Genomic DNA, 19,525 nt, shown 5'->3' on the forward strand with positions numbered 1-19,525 from the left:
TAATTAATGTTTATTTATATTTCTTTAAGAATATAAAAAATTTTAAAAAAGGTGATATATATGTATTTAAGTGAAATTAAAGGAATGGCTGTACTTGATAAAAACGCAAAAGCAGTTGGAAAAGTAGAAGATGTAAAATTTGACCCAGAAACTGGTGCAGTGGAAGGAATTGTAATCGGATTGAAAAAAAATCTCATCAGCAAAGATGAAGTGGAAGTTCCATTCGATGACATTGCAGCTATCGGGGATTACATTATTCTTAAAAAAGAAATTCCAAAAGAAACAAAACCTGTAAAAGTTGAAAAAGAAGATTAAATCGGTGATAATTAATGGTAGTTGTTGACGCTCGTGACAAGCCTATCAATATAGGTTACCAGGTTAGATATGTTAACACTGGTACTATAGGTGAAGTTATTGAATTAAAACTTGAAGATGATGTTGGTTGGGTAAGATTGGATAAAACAGGCCTATGGTATGTTTCTAATCTGCTTGAAGTATTAGATGAAAAAGATTTAAAACAAAAACGCATCTATGGTGAAGATAAAGAGGTCGACATCGATGCCATTAAAGACAATGCATTAGATTTAGAGAATATTGAACTCAATTCTAATGTTGCTGAAGGTGGAGGATAAAACCTTTATCTTCTAACTTTTTACTTTTTTTAAACATTAACTTTATATATGAGTTCTCACTATTGTATATTACATTTGAATTATTTCAATGTAATAGATATATAAAAGGTGAGAATATGGAAAACAGGACAATCCTTGGAATTATAGCAATAATTTTAGGTTTTTTAATATTAATTTTCCCTTTTGCAAGTAACTTCGCTTTATCAGTAGTATTTGGTGTAGCATTCTTCATTTTAGGAATCTACTACTTAATCGCTTCTGGAAATGTATGGAGTATTTCAAAAGGATCAACAGTAGCATACATTATTTTGGGAATTTTATCAATCATATGTGGTTATATAGTCTTCTTCAACGTTTTAGTCTTTGACTTATTCGTAAGCGTATACCTTTATGTCTTTGGTTTTATGATAATCATCGCAGGTATTATGAGATTATTCCACAATGGATTTAACAAAGGAATTGCAGTATTATCCATTATATTAGGTATTATTACCGTATTCTTAGGATACTTTGCAATGATGGGACCAGTTTATGTAGCTATCATCATTGGTGTTGCTTTAATCGTTGACGGATTTGGTGTAGCTATTGGAGAATATTAAGCATTCTCCACTTTTATTTTCTTTTTTTTTATAAAATTTTTTATATTCGTTTTCATATATTATAATTGATGATTGACGAGGCTATTTTTCAAGACTTGAAAGATTTAAATCATAATGAAAAAATATCTAAAAAGCAGTTATTGCACATTCTAAAGAAGTATGGGAAGAATATTTCAGTATATGATTTGATGTTGGCCGCCGCCAGTATGCGCAAAGGGGTTGAATTCGTTCAAGAGGAATATCAGGATCAATTTGTAGAACCTTATGTAAAAGTCTTTATTTTAAGTGTTAAGGAGCTGTTGGATGTGGATTTTGAAATTGAAGGCTCAATAGATAAGGGACTTTTTGAAAAGGGGTTAATAAATTTGGAATATGGATACAATAAAGGAATTGAGGATGATGGATTGGACCCTAACTTTAGGTTGATCATTGCAATAACCTCTCTTTATGTAACTTTCATTAAGGAAGAGCCAATGCATCCTGTTGGAAGCCTGTTTCCTGGAAATCTGGAAGTTTATGAGGAGAACGGTATTTTTTACTGTCCTGTTAAGGATGCACAAAAAGACAATATAAATGCTCTTTGCATGTTTTGTTTAGCAGAACAGACACCGAATATTCATACTTGATTTTGTGAGAAATTTACAATTCTTTCAGCCAATTTAGGCCCTATGCCATCGATTTTCTGAAGTTCTGATTCCTTTACATTGCTTAAATCGGTTCCAAATATTTTCACAATATCCCTTGCTCTTCTTCTTCCAAGCCTTTTAACTCCTACAACGAGAGGGATGATATCTTCTTTTACTCCATAGTAAAGTCTTGCTGACAGGTAATCCAGATCTTTTAGTATGGAATAGTTTCCAAGAATTTCCATGGTTTGTTTTGCAAATTTTACAAGCAGGGATGCCTCATATGCGGAGCGCCTAGTAGATGCAGAGTAAACATGATATGCGTTTTCTATTTCATATTCATTTTTCTCGTTTATCCATTCAATTAAAGAGACTGCTGTTGCTTCAGGGTTGCCGATATCAACAGCAAAAAGCCCAGATTCTGATAGCTTGTCACGCACAGGATCCTTACTTTTTCTTCCTTTAAATGAAATCAATGGCATGTCTGGAGTTTCAGACAATGCATAGATTAACTCGTAAGGGTTGAATTCATTAATTGATGAAACATATTCTTTTATTTTAACCGCAGTTTCAACACTATAGTTTGATTTTGATATTAGATTTCCAAAATCAGTTGTTTTCAATCCTTCCGGTGTTGCTCTTATTATTCCGTTTTGAAGTAAAAATTCCAAGGCAGATTCAATTTCCCATTTTATGCTATCTGAAGCAAACATTGCCATTGAAGGATTGTTCTTCATTTGAAATCCGTATAAAGTTTTATCAAAGAATTCCGCAAGTTCATCAATATTTCTTGACAATCCGCTTGAGATTTGAGCTATAATCTGTTTAAAGATAGCATCTTTATTGTCAACAAGTTTAGAGTTGGTTGCTTCAACTTCCCCTTCAACATATCTTTCTTTCAAGTCATAAGCCTCATCCATGGTTTTAGCAATCAAATAAGAATTTCCTTCAGTGTCATATTGTGGCCTTCCAGCTCTTCCAGACATTTGCTCATAATCAAAAACAGGAATGTTTGCAGGGCCATTGCTGGTCCAACGAGTATAATCACGAATAACAACAGATTTTGAAGGTAGATTAACTCCATACATAAGACTTGGTGTGGCGGCAATCATCAAAATATTTCCAGCTCTGAATTCGTCTTCAATAATCTCCTTCTGCTCATTAAAAAGTCCCGCATGGTGGAAAACAACACCTTTCTCAGCACTTTCTGCAAGTTTAAGACATGTGCTGGTTGGAAGTGAGCCTTTTTTCTTGGGAACTTCCAGAAGTTTGTCGGCTACTTCTTTAAACTTCTCTTTTTGTTCTTTTGTCAACTTTTTATTGATTTTTTTAGCGACATATGTTGAAAGGCTTTCTGTAAATCTTCTTGTTGAAACGAAGGACAATGCCTGTGTATCGTCTTCAATTGATTTTTCGATAATTTTTACAATAACGTCATTCTTATTTTTGGTTCCAAACATTTCAGCATCTAAAACTTCCTTGTTCAATGGAACCGGCCTGTAATCGTGGGTTACAGTTTTACTTTCAAGCCATTCTTCGATTTCCCCAATATTTTGTAAAGTTGCAGATAAAGCTATTATCCTAAGATTAGGGTTTATTATTTTGGCTCTTGTAATTGCAGCTTCCAAAGTAGGGCCTCTGCTGTATTCTCCAATCATATGGAATTCATCAATAATTAATGTATCGACATCCCTTAAAGTATTCCAGGAAAATCTTGTAAGTGCATCAAATGATTCAAAAACCATTACAGATAAATCGGAACTGTTTGGATGTCTTCCAACGGTAATTCCATGATCTTCAAATTTTTTAAATTCTTTAACCTTTTCGTTTTGTATTGATAGTAATGGTGCGGCATAAACCGCCTTTCCTCCATCAAGTATAGTTTTAAGAGCAGCTAAGACTCCAAGTACTGTTTTTCCACTTGCTGTTGGAATTGAAATAATATAATTATCATCATCTTCTAAATAACCAGATTCTATAACGGCTTTTTGTGCAGGATTAAATTCTTCAATATAAGGATAGCTGTCATTAATTATGGTTTTTATATCTGATTGTAATGTCTCCATATTATCCTCTCTTAATATTAATAGTATTGTAATATTATTAAAAGTTTGGAGAGCATTTTATGAGTATTTGGATATTTTTTCATTTTTGCACAATACCAAAACAGTTATATATAAGAATGTATAAACTCTCTTTAAAAATTAATTGGAGATGATAAAATGGCAATTAGAGTAGAAGTATTCTCATCAAATAGCTGCCCACACTGTCCGGGCGCAATTAAAGTAGCACAAGAAGCACAAAATGATATGGATTTAGACATTGAAGTAGAAGTAGTAAATGTTAACGATCCAGAAAACATGGCAAGAGCTAGAGATTATCAAATCATGGCTGTTCCAACTATTGCAATCAACGGTAAAGTTGAATTTGTTGGTGCACCAACCGAAGATCAATTAGTTGCAAAAATAAATGAAATTGCAAACAGTGATGAAACTGATATTTTCTAATTAATCTTCTTTTTTTTATTTTTTTCATGACTTCAAATAATTCTGATTTTACAGGGCCTACAACAGGTACAATCGCTACTGCATGTGCAATAGCCAGTCTTAAAACTATTTTTAATGAAGAGGTATCTGCTGTAAATGTTAAGACACCCAAAACCACTCTCAATATATTGATAGACAATTCTGAAAAGTTATCTTCAACTTCAGCTATTTCAAGCGCTCATAAACGACCATATAACGATCCGGATGTCACTGTCGAGGTTGAAATAGATGCGAAAGTGGAGTTGATTCCTTTCAAGGACGAAAAAGTGATTATCAAAGGCGGTGAAGGGGTAGGGACAATAACAAAGCCTGGCCTTCAAATCGAAATAGGTGAAGCCGCAATCAATCCGATTCCTCGCCAAATGATTCATGATAATTTAAGGGACCTGATTCCTGAAGATAAAACAGCTATTGTAACCATCATTGTTCCTGAAGGTAAAAAAATAGCTCAAAAAACCATGAATCCCAAATTAGGGATTGTTGATGGAATTTCAATACTTGGAACTACAGGCATTGCAAGATCAATGTCAACAAAGGCATATAAGGATTCAATCGTAAAACAATTGGATGTGGTTGTTGCTCAAAATATTGAGGACATTATTTTTGTTCCGGGCAACATTGGTGAAAAATTAGCCATTAAGGATTTCAACATATCATTGGACCAGATTGTACAAACAGGAAACTTTGTAGGATTCATGTTTGAGGAAGCTAAAAAGAGAGGAATCGACAGTTTTACTTTCTTTGGCCATATTGGAAAACTTATTAAGGTTGCCGGAGGAATTTTCGATACGAAACATGCCGTAGCTGACGGACGCCGTGAGATAATGATTACTCATGCGGTTCTTTGTGGTGCCAGCAATGAAGTGGCTGAACAATTGTATGATTCAAAAACCACAGAAGACATGTTGGACATATTAAATAAAGAAGATTTGTCCTTAAAAGTTTGCAATAGCATAGCATTGGCAATAAATGAAAGATGCAGGCTTAAATTAGACTTGGACATCAACGTCATATTGGTGGATATGAAGGGCAATTTCTTAAACAATAATTTTATACAACCTTAAACAATAGTATTAATTATGAAAATAGCTATGGTAGGTCAATTTCCACCTCATGTCGGTGGTGTTGGGGTTCATATTCATTCATTATCTAAAAAACTCGTTGAGGAAGGTCATGAGGTCTATGTGATTACCTATCCTCATGATGACATTAAGGATATTGATGGAATTCACGTTATTGGAACCAAGGGAATTAATGTGCCTGGAATTCGTGGTTTAACTTTTAAAAAGAATGCTAAAAAAGCTTTGGAGAATCTTTTAAAGGAAGAGGATATTGATATTATCCATGGACATTACTTATTCCCTGCAGGGGCCGCAGCAGTTGAAGTGGGCAACAAACATGGTATAAAAACTTATGTTACTGCACATGGTTCTGACATGTTTGAATTGTATAAGAAACAGAAATTCATGAGAAAACCTCTTAAAAAGGTTCTTAAAAATGCGGATAAGGTTTTTGCAGTCAGCAACGCTTTAAAAGATGAGATATTGAATACAGGTGTTGAGGGAATTGGAGATAAGGTTTCACTTCATTGGAATTCCGTTGACACTGATAAGTTCAAACAGGATGACGGGAAAAGGTTTTTGGATACTGATAAACCAATCGTAATGTTTGTAGGAAACCTAATCAAGCGTAAAAATGTCAATGTTCTTCTTGAGGCCAAAAAAGATGCCGTATCTGACTATGAACTTGTTGTAGTTGGCGGAGGTCCTCTTTACAATGATCTTAAAAAGAAAGTTAAAAATGAAAACATTTCTGGAGTGACCTTTACAGGTCCTAGAACAGATGTGGAGGACATTATTCCAGGAGTTGATTTGCTTGTATTGCCATCATTTTCAGAAAGCTTTGGGCTGGTTTTAATAGAGGCATTGGCTTGTGGAGTTCCGGTAATTGGAAGTGATGTCGGTGGAATTAAGGAGATAATAACCGAAAATGTGGGATTGTTAATTGACCCAAATGATCCAAAAACAGTTTCCAAAGCTATTGAAGAATTATTAAACAATAACGAATTATATGATTCATTCAAGTCCAATGCTAGAGATAGGGCAATGGATTTTAGTGAAGTTAAAATACCTTATGATGAGTTGAAAAAATGAAAAAAACAGTAAGATCACCAGGTTCTGCAACAATTATAAACGCGATAGCTACAGGTTCCGGTTCTGCATTTGGAATCGGATTGGATATCGTATGTAAGGCAAAAACTCAGAAGAGCTCAATTACAGCAAGAAACGATGTTGGGGCTGAAACCAAATTCATGGAAGACTGCGCTAGAAACGTATTTGAGACCTATGGCATTTCAGAGGATGAATTCGGTATTGATTTGGAGACAAAGTCAACACTTCCAATGGCCTCAGGTTTATCAAGCAGCAGTGCGCTTTCCAATGCAATCACTGCAGTAACAGCTAAAATAATCTCTGAAGAATTTGACTTGGAACTTTTCAACGATTATGACATTATTAATATGGCTATCGAATCCTCTCTTAAAGCAAAAGTAACAATTACAGGAGCTTTTGATGATGCAACAGCTTCCTATTTTGGAGGTGTTGTGGTTACAAACAACAGGTATCATGAAATGATTGTTAAGGAAAGGATGGAGGAGTTTCCAATTCTTGTTTACATGCCTGATGAAATTTCAAAATCAGGAAGCTCTGATGTCAATCGTATGAAACTTTTGGCACCTCTTGTTGAATCAGCATTTGAAATGGCTAGAAATGGAGATTATTTCAAAGCACTGAACTTGAACGGTTTGATTTATGCCGCCACTTTGAATTTCAACAGTCAGATAGCTATTGAAGCTTTAAATGCTGGGGCTTTAGCATCCGGTTTGTCAGGAACAGGTTCGTCATTTGTTGCGATATGTGAAGTCGATTGCGTGGATGAGGTTAAGGATGCCTGGGCCCAATTTGAAGGCAGAATCATTGAAACCACTGTTGACAATGAGGGATGCACTTTCATTTAAACAATTCTTTTTTTTTTATTTATTGTTCATTTAACTACATAATAGAAACATTTATAAGAGATAATGGTCTATTTTATGCTGTATATTTATTAGATATATACAATTTTTAATAAATTCTTAGGCTTGTTTTCGAGTCTTTAAATTTATTATGGGGGAGATGAATATGAAAAAACAAATAATGGTGATATTATTTGTGTTGTGTTTATTATTCTCTGTATCTAGTGTTAGTGCAGATGATAATCAGACTGTAGATGATAATTTTGCGGTTGTTAATCTAGATGCAGATGCAACTACATTTGCAGATATTAACAGTAAAATTGCTTCATCAGCATCAAATAGTGTTATTTATTTAAATAATCAATCATTTATTGGAAATGGTCAACATATTTCTATTGCTAAAAGTATTACAATTGACGGATCAAGTCAGGACAATCCAAATTCAGTCTCTGTACTTGATGCACAGGGAAATTCAAGAGTATTTATCATATTGGCCAGTGCTACCAATGTTAAAGTAACATTAAAAAATTTAGTGATAGTCAATGGTAACATTTCCGATTTTGGTGGTGCTGTCTATAGCAGGCCGAATTCTGCTACTTTAACTATTTCTAACATCCACTTTGAAAACAATACTGCTACAAGTGGAGGAGCTGTTTACATGTCAGGTTCAGGTTCCACTTTAAATGTCGACAACTGTTCCTTTTTAAACAACAGGGCATTAAATAGTGGTGCAGGAGCCATTTATGTTTACAATGTAAATGCAAATATTAATAATTGTAATTTCATGAACAACTCAGCTTTAAGAACTAATGAAACAGGTTACAGTGGTGGGGCTATCTTCAGTTATGGAATATTGAATGTCGATAATTGTTTATTTGAAAATAACTCAGGACTATATGGTGGAGCTATTATCAACGACGGTAGAGTGGCTAACATCAAAAACTCTAACTTCACATCCAATGTCGTAACCAGAAATAGTGGTGCTGCAATCTACAATTATGATTATTCAGCTAATCTTAAAGTTAACAACTGTACTTTCGAGTATAATGTAGCTAATAACAAAGGTAGTGGAATTTACAATTTCCTAGGAACTGCAATTGTTGAAAATTCTACTTTTGTTCATAATACAGCTAACAGTTCTGCACTTTTATTCAATGATGGTGGAAAACTAAATGTAACTGGATCTAACTTTACAGGAAACATAGGAACCAATGGAAGCGTTATCTATAATACCAACGCTACATGGGGATATCCTCTTCCAGGTTATGCAGTTATTAAGGATTCCAACTTTGATTATAACGTTCCGGTCAACGGTACTGAAATCTACAATGGTGCTGATTTGAAACTTTACTCTTCAAATTTAACTGCTAACTATACTTTAATACAAAATTACGGTACTTTAACTCTTGAAGACAACAATCTAAAATCAGGCGAATATTTAAGTATCTATAACGACAACGGTACATTTACAAACCCATTGAAATTAGTTGTACTTGACAATTCAACCGTAAAGACCAATATCAACAAAACCGTTGAAATTACAGCTATTTTGGTGGATGCAAACAACAACACCGTTGGAGATAGATCCTTTAAATTCATTGTAAATGGAACAGCTGTGAATCCTACTCTTTACAAAAATGGAACTTACAAAGCTAATGTTACATTTTCAAAAGGAGGAATCTATCCTGTCAGTGCAACCATTGATTCAAATGGAGACAAATATTTATTGGAAAATGGAACAGTTAAAGTTCTATCAAACCCTAATTTGGTCATATCCGTCGATAATATAACCTATGGGGAAAATGCAACAGTCAACGTTTCAAGTTCTGATTTAAACTCTGGAAATGTTCAGGTTATAATTAAAGATATCAAAACTAATGAGACAATCTACAACAGTTCCAATTCACCAAACACTGAATTCAAATTATCTGATTTGAATGCAGGCAACTATTCTGCTTTTGTTGATTTCGCTGGTAACGATGATTATGCGCCAGCTTCAAATTCAACAGTATTCGAAGTAGATAAAGCTGGTTCTGATTTGGTTATTGAAGCAGATAACATTACTTTTGGTCAGGATTTGGTTTGCAATGTGACTTTGGGCAATATTACCGGTTCTGTCAATATTACAGTTAACAATAAAAATTATACTGTTGATTTGGTGAACGGTAAAGGTAATTTGACTGTATCTGGTTTGGATGCTGGTGATTATGTTGTTTCCGGTGTTTTCCCAGGTAATGATAATTATTTGGCTTCCAACAATACTGCAAATGTTACAGTCATGAAAGTCCAACCTTCCTTAAATGTCACAGCTTCAAATACAACTTACGGCAATTCAGTTACCGTAAACGTATCCTGCGATGTCAAAGAAGGGTCTGTCAAAGTTGATGTAAACGGAACTATTTATGATGTTGATTTGGCTGATGGTAAAGCTACATTAGTGATACCTAATTTGGATGCTGGTAATTACACTGTCGTTGCTGAATTTGGTGGAAACAACAATTACTTGAACGTATCCAATTCTACAATATTTGAAGTAGCTAAAATTGCTCCAAAATTGATTATTGAAGTTACAAATATTACTTACGGGGATGTAGCAATTTGTAATGTTTATTTAAACAATAAAACAGAACAAAATTCTTTACTTAAATCATTCAAACTTCTCCGTAGCAATGGAGGATCTTCTGTAGAAGTCACCATTGACGGTAAAAATTACAATGTAGCTTTAAATGATGGTGTTGGTCAAATAGCTATTCCTGATTTGAATGCTGGAAACTATACTGCTTTAGCTAACTATGAAGGAAATAGAAATTATTTGTCTGCAAATAATTCAACAATCTTTGAAGTGTCTAAAGCCGTTCCTAAATTAAACATTCAAATGGACAATGTTACTTATGGAAATGCGTCTAAAGGAATTGTTGAAGTTACTGGAATCAATGGCGATCCGTTAAACGGAACAGCTAACGTTACTATTGATAACAAAACATTTGAAGTGGAAATTAATAATGGAAAAGGAACTGTTGAATTTGATTCAATATTAAATCCTGGAAGTTATTTGGCAAATGTTTCATTCGTAGCTCCAAACTATGAAAATGCTGTTAATAGTACAACATTCAATGTAATTCCTGTTAATGAAACTGGAAACATTACCAATGAAACTCCATCAGGTCCTATTGCTAACGAGACCAATGCTACTGGCAATGTTACAAATGGAACCTCATCAAACGTTCCAGGCAATGAAACAGCAGGTAACCAATCTGGCAATGTTGCTAATAAAACCATGGATACAGGTTTAAACAATGCAAATAGAAATTTAAACAATGTAAAAACTGCCAATCCAATATTGTTGATGTTGTTGGCTATGGTTTTAATACCACTTAGAAGAAAATTCAAATATTAGGTGAAGTTTTTATTACTTCATTTATTCTTTTTTTTATTTTTCATCTGGAATCATCATATAATTTAAATACTATAATTGTTATAAATTATATCATTATCATTATTATCAAATTATGGTGATTTTTTGAATGAGGAAATAGAGATATATTCTTTTAAAAATAAAAGTGAAGCCGATGAGCTTCTAAATAATTCAAGATTGCAGATTGATGAAATTGATAATAATTTATTTGAATTGATTTGTAAAAGAACTTCTTTAGCTAAAGATATTGTTCTTGCTAAAATGTATCTTGAAATGCCAATTTATGATAAATCAAGAGAGCAAGCTATTTTTGAGAAATCACAAAAATTAGCTAAGGAAAAAAATATTGATGCTGATATTATTGAGCAAATCATGAATATGTTAACTATTTTAAGTAAAAATGAACAAAACGAAATTTTAAGGAGGGTAGAGAATGGGAAATATTAGAACTTCATTTGTTAAACGTTTAGCAAAAGAACTTATAGAAACTCATCCTGGAATTTTTACCACTAGTTTTGATGAAAACAAAAAATTAGTAATGGAATATTCCACTGTAAGTACTAAACATTTAAGAAATAAAATCGCAGGATATGTTACTAGACTTGTAAGATTAGAACAAACTCAAGAATAGTTTAGTTAACTATCATTTCTTCTTTTTTTATTTATTTTATTTTCACATAATGCAAACCTTTTTATATTACTTATTTTTATATTAATATTGTATTTTATAAAAGAATACATAAGGAGAGATTAAAATGGCAAAAATTTGTGAAAGAATTGAAGACGAAGTAGTACGTGAACCTACTGAAGAGATTAATGAGAAAGTTGAAGGTCAAGTTGTTGGTGAACCAGCTGAAGAGATTGACGAAAAAGTTGAAGGTCAAGTTGTTGGTGAATCAGCTAAAGAGATCGAAGATAAAATCGAAGCACAAGTTGTCGGTGCTAAAAAACAAAAAATCGAAGACAAAATCGAAACTCAAGTAAAATCTGGAACCGATCTTTCTGACAAAAAAGGTTGTTAAACTTACTTATTTTCTTTTTTCATATTTTTTTTTATTTTCAAAGATTCAGCAATTTTCCTAAATGTTGGTCATTAATTTAATTTTTAAAGTATATATCTTGAAAATTCTTGACAAAAATATTCTAAATTTATAAGCAGTCCTTATTTTTTTTAAAATTACTTCTTTTTCTAAATATAAAGTTTATTAATAGGAATACTTAAATTAATATATAGATATTTTATATTAATCAAAATTTAAACGTAGTTTAATGAAATAGGTGTGAATATTAATGGACTTAATAGTAGCCAAATTTGGAGGAACTTCGGTCGGTAATGGAGAAAGGATTAAAAAAGCAGCACAATCTGTTGTAAATGAATATATGAAGGGCAATCAAGTGGTAGTTGTTGTATCTGCTGTTAACAAGACAACAGATGATTTAATTAAGTTATCCCATGATGCTGTTGGTGAAGGCTTAACAGAAAAGCGCAAGGCTGAAATTTTAGCTATGGGTGAATTAACCAGCACAAGATTATTCTCAGCAGCTATTGAATCATTGGGGGTTAAATCAGAATTTATAGATCCTTACAATGAACTTTGGCCAGTTGTTACAGATAGCAATCCTTTAGAAGCGAAAATTGATTTCAAAACCACCAACAAGAAGGTAGAGGGAATCAGAGACCTAATTAACCAAGGCATCATTCCTGTAATTTGCGGATTTTTAGGTAAGGGTCCGGACGGAGAAATCACAACCTTAGGTAGAGGAGGCAGTGACATTACTGCATTTTTATTGGGCCACTGTTTAGATGCCAATGAAGTAATCATCGTTACTGATGTGGATGGAGTAATGTCCACAGATCCAAACAAGATTGAAGAAGCTGAGTTGCTTGACAAAATTAGTGTAGAAGAGATGAGAGACTTGGCTACTCATGGAGCACAGGTTTTACATCCTCATGCTTTAAAATATAAGGATCCATTAATCAATTCCAAGATTATTAATTTTAATAAGGGAGATTTAACTCAAAGCGGAACTAAGATTGTCGGCCCTTTTAATGGAGAAATGATGAAATGCGCTTCATTGTATTCAGAACCCCTTTCAGTAATAGCTCTTGTTGGAGATGGAATGCTTAAAGAAGTAGGTTTACTTTCAGAATTAACTACACGCCTTTCAGAAAATGAGATTAATATATTTGGCATTTCAGCAGGTCAAAATTCCATGACTGTTTTCATTAATAAAAAGGACTCTGATAAAGCTTATCATTTATTGCACGATTTAGTAATTGAAAGTGATGTTTTAAGCTCATTATCTTTAGGAAAGGACACAGCTATGATTACATTAGTAAGTCCTGATTTTATAGAGACACCAGGCATTATTTCCAATATTGCTGAACCATTAAGAAAAAATAATATTAACATAGTTGAAATATCTTCCTCACAAACAGCCATTGTTGTTTTTGTAGAATGGAAGGATGGTAAAAAAGCACATGAATTAGTTAAAGAGGTTTTAAAATGAATTTCGAAGGTACGTATGTTGCAATGGTAACTCCTTTTACTGAAAATGAAGAAATTGATGAAGAAGGATTTAGAAGTAATATCAATTATTTGATTGATAATGGCGTTAACGGTTTACTTGGTGCTGCAACAACCGGTGAATCAGCTACATTAACCCATGACGAACATAAAAAAGTAATTGAAATTCTTATTGATGAAGTTGATGGAAGAGTTGAAACTATTGCAGGTGCAGGCAGTAATTCTACCAAAGAGGCTCTTGACCTAGTTGAGTTTTCAGAACAGGCAGGTGCAGATGCGGCTCTTGTAATTACTCCTTACTACAACAAACCTCAGCCTCATGGTTTAATAGACCATTTCAAAACAATTGCAGACGCTTCAGACATTCCAATCATAGCATATAACGTTCCATCCCGTACTGGAATAAACATGGATGTTGACACCATTGTTGAAATTGCAAAAATAGACAATATTGATGCTATTAAGGAAGCTAGTGGAAGCATTGAAAAAATAAACGATTTATATAGGGCACTTTCAAAAGAAGGTCTTGAGGATGATTTCAACATTCTTTCTGGAGAAGATAGTCTTACTTTACCGATTATGGCATTGGGAGGAACTGGTGTAATAAGTGCTTCAGCAAACGTTGATCCTAAAAGAATGGTTCTGATGGTTGACAGCATGTTAAATGACGACTATCAAAGAGCAATGGAGCTCCATTATGAAATGATTGATTTAATAAGGGCTATTTTCATGGAAAGTAATCCTGTTCCAGCTAAAACAGCCATGAATATTATGGGTCTTCCTTCAGGCCCTCTTAGAAAACCATTGGCACCTATGAAAGAGGAAAATGTAGAAATTCTTAAGAATATTTTAAAAGAATCTGATTTAATTTAAAGGTAATTATTATGATTAAAGTAGCAGTAACCGGGGCTGCAGGAAGAATGGGCTCTGGTATTATTAGAAAAATAACAGAACAAGATGATATGGAAGTTGTAGCAGCTATTGAAATGCCAAACACTCCTTTAGCAGGTCAAGATGCTGGTGAAAGGGCAGGTATTGGCCCTATCGGTGTTGAAATTTCTGGTTCCCAGGATTTGGATAAAACCTTAAAGGAAGCTAAACCTGATGTTTTGGTTGACTTTACCATTGCTCATGCAGCAGTCGAAACTATTAGGATAGCTGCTGAAAATGGCGTTAATTTGGTTGTGGGAACAACCGGTTTTTCAGAAGAGCAGATGGATGAAAACATTAAAAACATTGAAAATGCTGGTGTCAATGCAATTATCTCATCTAACTATGCTATTGGGGTAAACGTGTTCTTCGACTTGCTTAAAAAATTAACTCCTATTTTAGATGATTTTGACATTGAGATTATTGAAGCTCACCATAATCAGAAAGAAGACTCCCCTTCAGGAACAGCAATGACTGCATTTGAAGTAATTGCTGAGACTCTTGAACGTAATCCTGAAGAAGTTGGAGTTTACGGAAGACAAGGCCATGTGGGTAAAAGAACCAAAGAAGAAATTGGTATTCATGCAATCCGTGGTGGGGATATCGTAGGTGATCATACAGTCTTGTACATTGGTGATGGTGAAAGATTGGAAATTACACACAGGGCACATACAAGAGAAGTATTTATCGCCGGTGTTATTAGAGCTATCAGATACATTCCTACAGCTACTAAAACATTTAGCAGTATGCAGGATGTTCTTGGATTGGAGTAGATTTAAATGGTTAAAGTTGGTGTTTTAGGCGCAACTGGAATGGTTGGTCAAAGATTTATTCAATTGCTTGATAGTCATCCTGACTTTGAATTAACTGCACTTGCAGCTTCTTCAAGATCTGCAGGTAAAAGATATGAGGATGCAACAACATGGTATCTTAATGAGGAGATGCCTGAAGCTGTAAAGGACATTATTGTTTGTGATACAACTCCTGAAGCTATGGATAATGATGTGGACATTGTTTTCTCATCAGTTCCAACAGAGCTTGCAGCTAAAATCGAAAAAGACTTTGCAAAAGACTATGTGGTGGCTTCCAATGCTAGTGCTCACAGAATGAAGAAAAACATTCCATTGGTCATTCCTGAAGTCAATCCTGAATATCTGGACATGATTGATGCACAACAAAAAGAGAATAATTGGGATGGTTTTATTGTAACCAATCCAAACTGTTCCACTATTGCTTTAACTTTAACTTTAAAGCCTATTGTTGACAATTTCAATGTAAAGGGCATTAGGGTTTCTACTATGCAGGCCATTTCCGGTGCAGGTTATAATGGTGTTCCTTCAATGGCTATTTTGGACAATCTTGTTCCTTATATTGGAAGTGAAGAGGAAAAGATGGAATCAGAAACTTTACATCTTTTAGGTAATTATGATGGCGAAGAAGTTAAGCCTGCTGATTTTGTTTTAAGTGCTTCTTGTCATAGGGTTCCTGTTATTGATGGTCATACTGAAGCTGTCTTCATAGAATTGGAGGATGATTTTGACATTGAGGATGTTGAAGACAAAATGAAAAATTTCAAAGCATTGCCTCAGGAATTAGGTCTTTATTCAGCTCCTGAAAATCCTATTGTTGTCAAGAAAGAAAATGACAGGCCACAACCTAGAATGGATAGGAATGCAGGAAACGGTATGGCTGTAACTGTAGGAAGACTTAGGAAAGATCAGGCATTTGACAATAGTTTAAAATATGTTCTTGTAGGTCACAACACCATTCGTGGTGCTGCAGGTGCATCTGTGTTGAATGCTGAACTTATTAATGATAAAATTTTATAATTTTTTCATTTTTTTTATTATTTTTAGTTTATTTTAAATATAATGAAGTATAATTATTATTTATTAGTATATACTAAACATAAGGGATAATAATGAAAATTGGTGGCAATGTTGAAAACAATACGTTACAATCTCTAATTAAATCCAGTTTATTGGAACTTAATGATGTTAAATTAAGTTTAACAGAAATGGATTATGAAATCCGGAAGGAAGATAAAACTAATAAAATTAGAGAATTGGAAAGTATAATTGTTGAAAAAGAAAAAGAAGTATCATTGATAAAATTCAAAGCTGATGAAGCTGTCGACATCCTTAAAGAAGAACTTGAGGAAAAGGACAGGGAGATTCAACGTAATGAAAATAAGATTTATGAACTTAATTATGTCAACACATCCTTAGAGGAAGTTAAAGGTTATTTTGCTAATCAACTTAAAGAGTACAAAGAGCAGGAATTGTCTGAAATTAACAACAGATTGAACGACGCTTATCAAAGCATAGCTAAAAAGGATGCTCAAATCAGCAATCTTTCAAGACAGATCGATGAATATAAGATAGAAATCATCAAACTTGAAAACGATGTTGAAAGTCAAAATAAAATCTTGGTTCTTGAAAAGGAAATTGAAATTAGGGACAATCAAATTAGAGAAATCAATAATCAATTGAACATGATCAAAGACCAATCCGTTCCAATCGAAGAATATTATCGTTTAAAAGAAGAATTAACCAAAAAGGATAATAAGATTAAAAGATTGGAAGAAATTAATGAGTTTTTCAATGAATTGCAAGAGGAAAATGAATATTACTCAAGCAATGCTCCCGAAACACCTCCATTCAGATTGGATAAACAATAATTATATCTCTTTAACAAATGCCCTTATTGGAGAAGCTTCGGCTTCAATTTTTAATGGAATGAAATAGGATTTATAGTATTTCCCTTTAAGTTTGCCACTATTTGCTATATTTTCCACAATCCATATCTTATTTTTTAACAGTAACTTATGAATTTCATTTTCATCATGTTTATCTACTGAACATGTATCTATTGCAACCCCTTTAACATTTTCTTCAACTAATCTTTCAGCAAATTCAATGGATAAGTAAGGATATTCACTAAAGTATTTATGAGTGCCCCAATGCTTTGACCAATTTGTATTTATAATGACAATTTCTTCCAATGCATCGGAAGGGTTGATTTTCTTGGATGTGCTTTGCAATAATTTTGCCTTTCCGATGAAATCATTGATGTCAATTTCATTAATCTTTTCTCCATCAGTCATATAATGGAACGGAGCATCCATATGGGTTCCAGTATGAAGTCCTGTGGTAACTTCGAACAGGTTGCAGTCCTCATTTTCAACATGTATGATCTTTGTTTTTGGATCTCCTGGAAATTCTATTGTTTCATTTGTTAAATTGTGTGTCAAGTCAATAAAAGGCATAATTGATATTTTAATTTCAATCAAATTAATTTTTTGGGGATAATTGCAAAGGTTTATTTAATAAATAGCTTAATTGTTTTTTTGACTTGAGTAGGAGATGGTTTGATAAATTTATCATTATCTGTTATTATTTACCTAAATCATAAAGTATTTATATAACCTTAAACTCAGTTATTATAGTATAACTAGTATTTAGTATACTCAAGTTATTTTAATTATAAATAGAATTTAATTAGGTGATATATATGGCACAAGGACAACCAATTTTTATTTTACCTGAAGGTACCAACAGAATGATTGGTAGAGATGCACAAAGAAACAACATCTTAGCTGCTAAAGTGCTTGCAGAAACTGTAAGAACCACTTTAGGTCCAAAAGGAATGGACAAAATGTTAGTAGACGGTCTTGGTGATATTGTAGTAACCAACGACGGAGTAACTATCTTAAAAGAAATGGATATTGAACATCCTGCAGCAAAAATGCTCGTAGAAGTAGCTAAAACCCAAGAAGATGAAGTAGGTGACGGAACTACAACTGCAGTAATCATTGCTGGAGAATTATTAAAGAACGCTGAAAACTTACTTGACTTAGACATTCACCCAACCATCGTAGCTATGGGATACAGACAAGCAGCTGCAAAAGCACAAGAAATCTTAGACAACATTGCAATCGACACTGTAGACAGAGAAACCTTAATGAAAGTAGCAATGACTGCAATGACCGGAAAAGGAACCGAAGCTGCACGTGAACCATTAGCTGAATTAATCGTTGATGCTGTACAAAAAGTAGCTGACGGAAACGATGTTGACATTGACCACATCAAAATCGAGAAAAAAGACGGTGCTGTAGTAGAAGAATCTACCTTAGTTGAAGGTGTAATCGTAGACAAAGAAAGAGTACACCCAGGTATGCCTAAAGAAGTAAAAGATGCAAAAATCGCATTAGTAAACACTCCTCTTGAAGTAAAAGAAACTGAAGTAGATGCAGAAATCAGAATAACCGACCCTGCTCAAATGCAAGCATTCATCGAACAAGAAGAAAACATGGTTAAAGAAATGGTTCAAAAAATCGTTGATGCTGGAGCAGACGTATTATTCGCACAAAAAGGTATCGATGACCTTGCACAACACTACTTAGCTAAAGCAGGCGTTTTAGCTGTAAGAAGAGTTAAAAAATCCGATATTGAAAAATTAGCAAGAGCAACCGGTGCTACTGTTGTATCTAACTTAGATGACTTAGAAGAAGCTGACTTAGGTGAAGCAGGTATCGTAGAAGAAAGAAAAGTATCTGGCGAAGATATGATCTTTGTTGAAGAATGTAAATCTGCAAAAGCTGTAACCTTATTCGTAAGAGGAAGTACCAAACACATCGTAGACGAAATCGTAAGAGCAATCGAAGACGCAATCGGTGTAGTGGCAGCTACTGTAGAAGATGATCAAGTTGTAGCTGGTGGAGGAGCTCCAGAAATCGCTATGGCTAAAAAACTTAAAGATTACGCAGAATCTATCAGTGGAAGGGAACAATTAGCAGTAACTGCATTTGCAGAAGCTTTAGAAGTTGTTCCTAAAACCTTAGCTGAAAACGCTGGATTAGACAGTATCGATTCATTAGTAGACTTAAGAGCATCCCACGAAGACAACCCATACATGGGATTAAACGTTTTCACCGGAAAAGTAATGGATATGAAAGATGCTGGTGTAATTGAACCAAAACGTGTCAAAAAACAAGCTATCCAATCTGCATCCGAAGCTGCTGAAATGATCTTAAGAATCGACGATGTAATCGCATCAAGTGGTAGCGGAAACCCTGATATGGATCCTGCTGCTATGGGCGGAATGCCTCCAATGATGTAGATTTTACATCTACATTTTTTCTTTTTTTTAAACTTTTTTCTTATAATTTAACTTATTTTCTTAAAAAACGTGGATTTTTCCCGTTTATTTTACTTTTGGTACTAATGTAAAACTA

20 protein-coding genes are annotated in these 19,525 nt (G+C 33.8%); 18 read left to right on the top strand and 2 right to left on the bottom strand.

Annotation, left to right across the window (positions count from 1 at the left end):
• Positions 1–60: 60 nt before the first annotated feature.
• The 4 genes from Q4P18_RS02110 (at position 61) to Q4P18_RS02125 (ending at position 1,857) form a co-directional block, all read left to right on the top strand.
• Positions 61–315, top strand: a complete 255-nt coding sequence (locus tag Q4P18_RS02110; protein ID WP_303335008.1) for a PRC-barrel domain-containing protein — start codon at positions 61–63, stop codon at positions 313–315.
• A 14-nt stretch (positions 316–329) separates the two neighbouring features.
• Complete coding sequence (locus tag Q4P18_RS02115) at positions 330–632, top strand: DUF2098 domain-containing protein (RefSeq protein WP_303335010.1); 303 nt, start codon at positions 330–332, stop codon at positions 630–632.
• A gap of 116 nt (positions 633–748) precedes the next feature.
• On the top strand, positions 749–1,231 hold the full coding sequence (locus Q4P18_RS02120; RefSeq protein WP_303335012.1) for a DUF308 domain-containing protein: 483 nt from the start codon (positions 749–751) through the stop codon (positions 1,229–1,231).
• Positions 1,232–1,299: 68 nt separating this feature from the next.
• A complete protein-coding gene (locus Q4P18_RS02125; protein WP_303335014.1) occupies positions 1,300–1,857 on the top strand; it encodes a DUF2115 family protein in 558 nt (185 codons plus the stop codon).
• Here the strand turns inward: Q4P18_RS02125 and Q4P18_RS02130 are convergent.
• Positions 1,848–3,923, bottom strand: coding sequence for a DEAD/DEAH box helicase (locus Q4P18_RS02130; protein WP_303335016.1), 2,076 nt, complete (start codon positions 3,921–3,923; stop codon positions 1,848–1,850). The two genes, Q4P18_RS02125 and Q4P18_RS02130, sit on opposite strands and share 10 nt — an antisense overlap.
• Before the next feature lie 156 nt (positions 3,924–4,079).
• Here Q4P18_RS02130 and Q4P18_RS02135 point away from each other — a divergent pair, with 156 nt between their 5' ends.
• The 13 genes from Q4P18_RS02135 to Q4P18_RS02195 all read left to right on the top strand — a co-directional run bounded on the left by Q4P18_RS02135 (position 4,080) and on the right by Q4P18_RS02195 (position 16,969).
• Positions 4,080–4,364 carry a thioredoxin family protein gene (locus Q4P18_RS02135; protein WP_303335018.1) on the top strand — a complete coding sequence of 95 codons (285 nt, stop codon included), beginning with the start codon at positions 4,080–4,082 and terminating at the stop codon, positions 4,362–4,364.
• Positions 4,365–4,390: 26 nt separating this feature from the next.
• Entirely contained in the window at positions 4,391–5,467 is a 1,077-nt protein-coding gene (gene cbiD / locus Q4P18_RS02140; protein WP_303335020.1) for a cobalt-precorrin-5B (C(1))-methyltransferase CbiD, read from the top strand.
• Positions 5,468–5,482: 15 nt separating this feature from the next.
• The gene (locus Q4P18_RS02145) at positions 5,483–6,556 is read left to right on the top strand and encodes a glycosyltransferase family 4 protein (RefSeq protein WP_303335022.1); all 1,074 of its coding nucleotides are present in this window, start codon (positions 5,483–5,485) and stop codon (positions 6,554–6,556) included.
• Positions 6,553–7,419 carry a shikimate kinase gene (locus Q4P18_RS02150; protein WP_303335024.1) on the top strand — a complete coding sequence of 289 codons (867 nt, stop codon included), beginning with the start codon at positions 6,553–6,555 and terminating at the stop codon, positions 7,417–7,419. Before Q4P18_RS02145 ends, Q4P18_RS02150 begins: the two co-directional genes overlap by 4 nt.
• Positions 7,420–7,612: 193 nt before the next feature.
• Positions 7,613–10,813, top strand: coding sequence for an S-layer family protein (locus tag Q4P18_RS02155; RefSeq protein ID WP_303335026.1), 3,201 nt, complete (start codon positions 7,613–7,615; stop codon positions 10,811–10,813).
• 123 nt (positions 10,814–10,936) lie between these two features.
• Entirely contained in the window at positions 10,937–11,278 is a 342-nt protein-coding gene (locus Q4P18_RS02160; protein ID WP_303335028.1) for a chorismate mutase, read from the top strand.
• Positions 11,265–11,462, top strand: a complete 198-nt coding sequence (locus Q4P18_RS02165) for a 30S ribosomal protein S17e (protein WP_303335030.1) — start codon at positions 11,265–11,267, stop codon at positions 11,460–11,462. Before Q4P18_RS02160 ends, Q4P18_RS02165 begins: the two co-directional genes overlap by 14 nt.
• A 124-nt stretch (positions 11,463–11,586) precedes the next feature.
• A complete protein-coding gene (locus tag Q4P18_RS02170; protein ID WP_303335031.1) occupies positions 11,587–11,853 on the top strand; it encodes a hypothetical protein in 267 nt (88 codons plus the stop codon).
• Positions 11,854–12,121: 268 nt separating this feature from the next.
• A complete protein-coding gene (locus tag Q4P18_RS02175) occupies positions 12,122–13,342 on the top strand; it encodes an aspartate kinase (protein WP_303335033.1) in 1,221 nt (406 codons plus the stop codon).
• A complete protein-coding gene (gene dapA, locus Q4P18_RS02180; RefSeq protein WP_303335035.1) occupies positions 13,339–14,232 on the top strand; it encodes a 4-hydroxy-tetrahydrodipicolinate synthase in 894 nt (297 codons plus the stop codon). Before Q4P18_RS02175 ends, dapA begins: the two co-directional genes overlap by 4 nt.
• An 11-nt stretch (positions 14,233–14,243) precedes the next feature.
• Complete coding sequence (gene dapB, locus Q4P18_RS02185; RefSeq protein ID WP_303335037.1) at positions 14,244–15,062, top strand: 4-hydroxy-tetrahydrodipicolinate reductase; 819 nt, start codon at positions 14,244–14,246, stop codon at positions 15,060–15,062.
• Positions 15,063–15,068: 6 nt separating this feature from the next.
• A complete protein-coding gene (asd, locus tag Q4P18_RS02190; RefSeq protein ID WP_303335039.1) occupies positions 15,069–16,118 on the top strand; it encodes an aspartate-semialdehyde dehydrogenase in 1,050 nt (349 codons plus the stop codon).
• Between the two features lie 92 nt (positions 16,119–16,210).
• Positions 16,211–16,969: a glycosyl transferase gene (locus tag Q4P18_RS02195; RefSeq protein WP_303335041.1), complete on the top strand. Its 759-nt coding sequence runs from the start codon at positions 16,211–16,213 to the stop codon at positions 16,967–16,969.
• Here the strand turns inward: Q4P18_RS02195 and Q4P18_RS02200 are convergent, their stop codons facing one another.
• A complete protein-coding gene (locus Q4P18_RS02200) occupies positions 16,970–17,581 on the bottom strand; it encodes a cyclase family protein (protein WP_303335043.1) in 612 nt (203 codons plus the stop codon).
• 221 nt (positions 17,582–17,802) lie between these two features.
• Between Q4P18_RS02200 and thsA the strand changes: the two genes are divergently transcribed.
• Positions 17,803–19,410, top strand: coding sequence for a thermosome subunit alpha (thsA, locus tag Q4P18_RS02205; protein ID WP_303335045.1), 1,608 nt, complete (start codon positions 17,803–17,805; stop codon positions 19,408–19,410).
• Positions 19,411–19,525: the final 115 nt, after the last annotated feature.

This window comes from Methanobrevibacter sp., from assembly GCF_030539665.1.
In the GTDB taxonomy this organism is placed as follows: Archaea; Methanobacteriota; Methanobacteria; order Methanobacteriales; family Methanobacteriaceae; genus Methanocatella.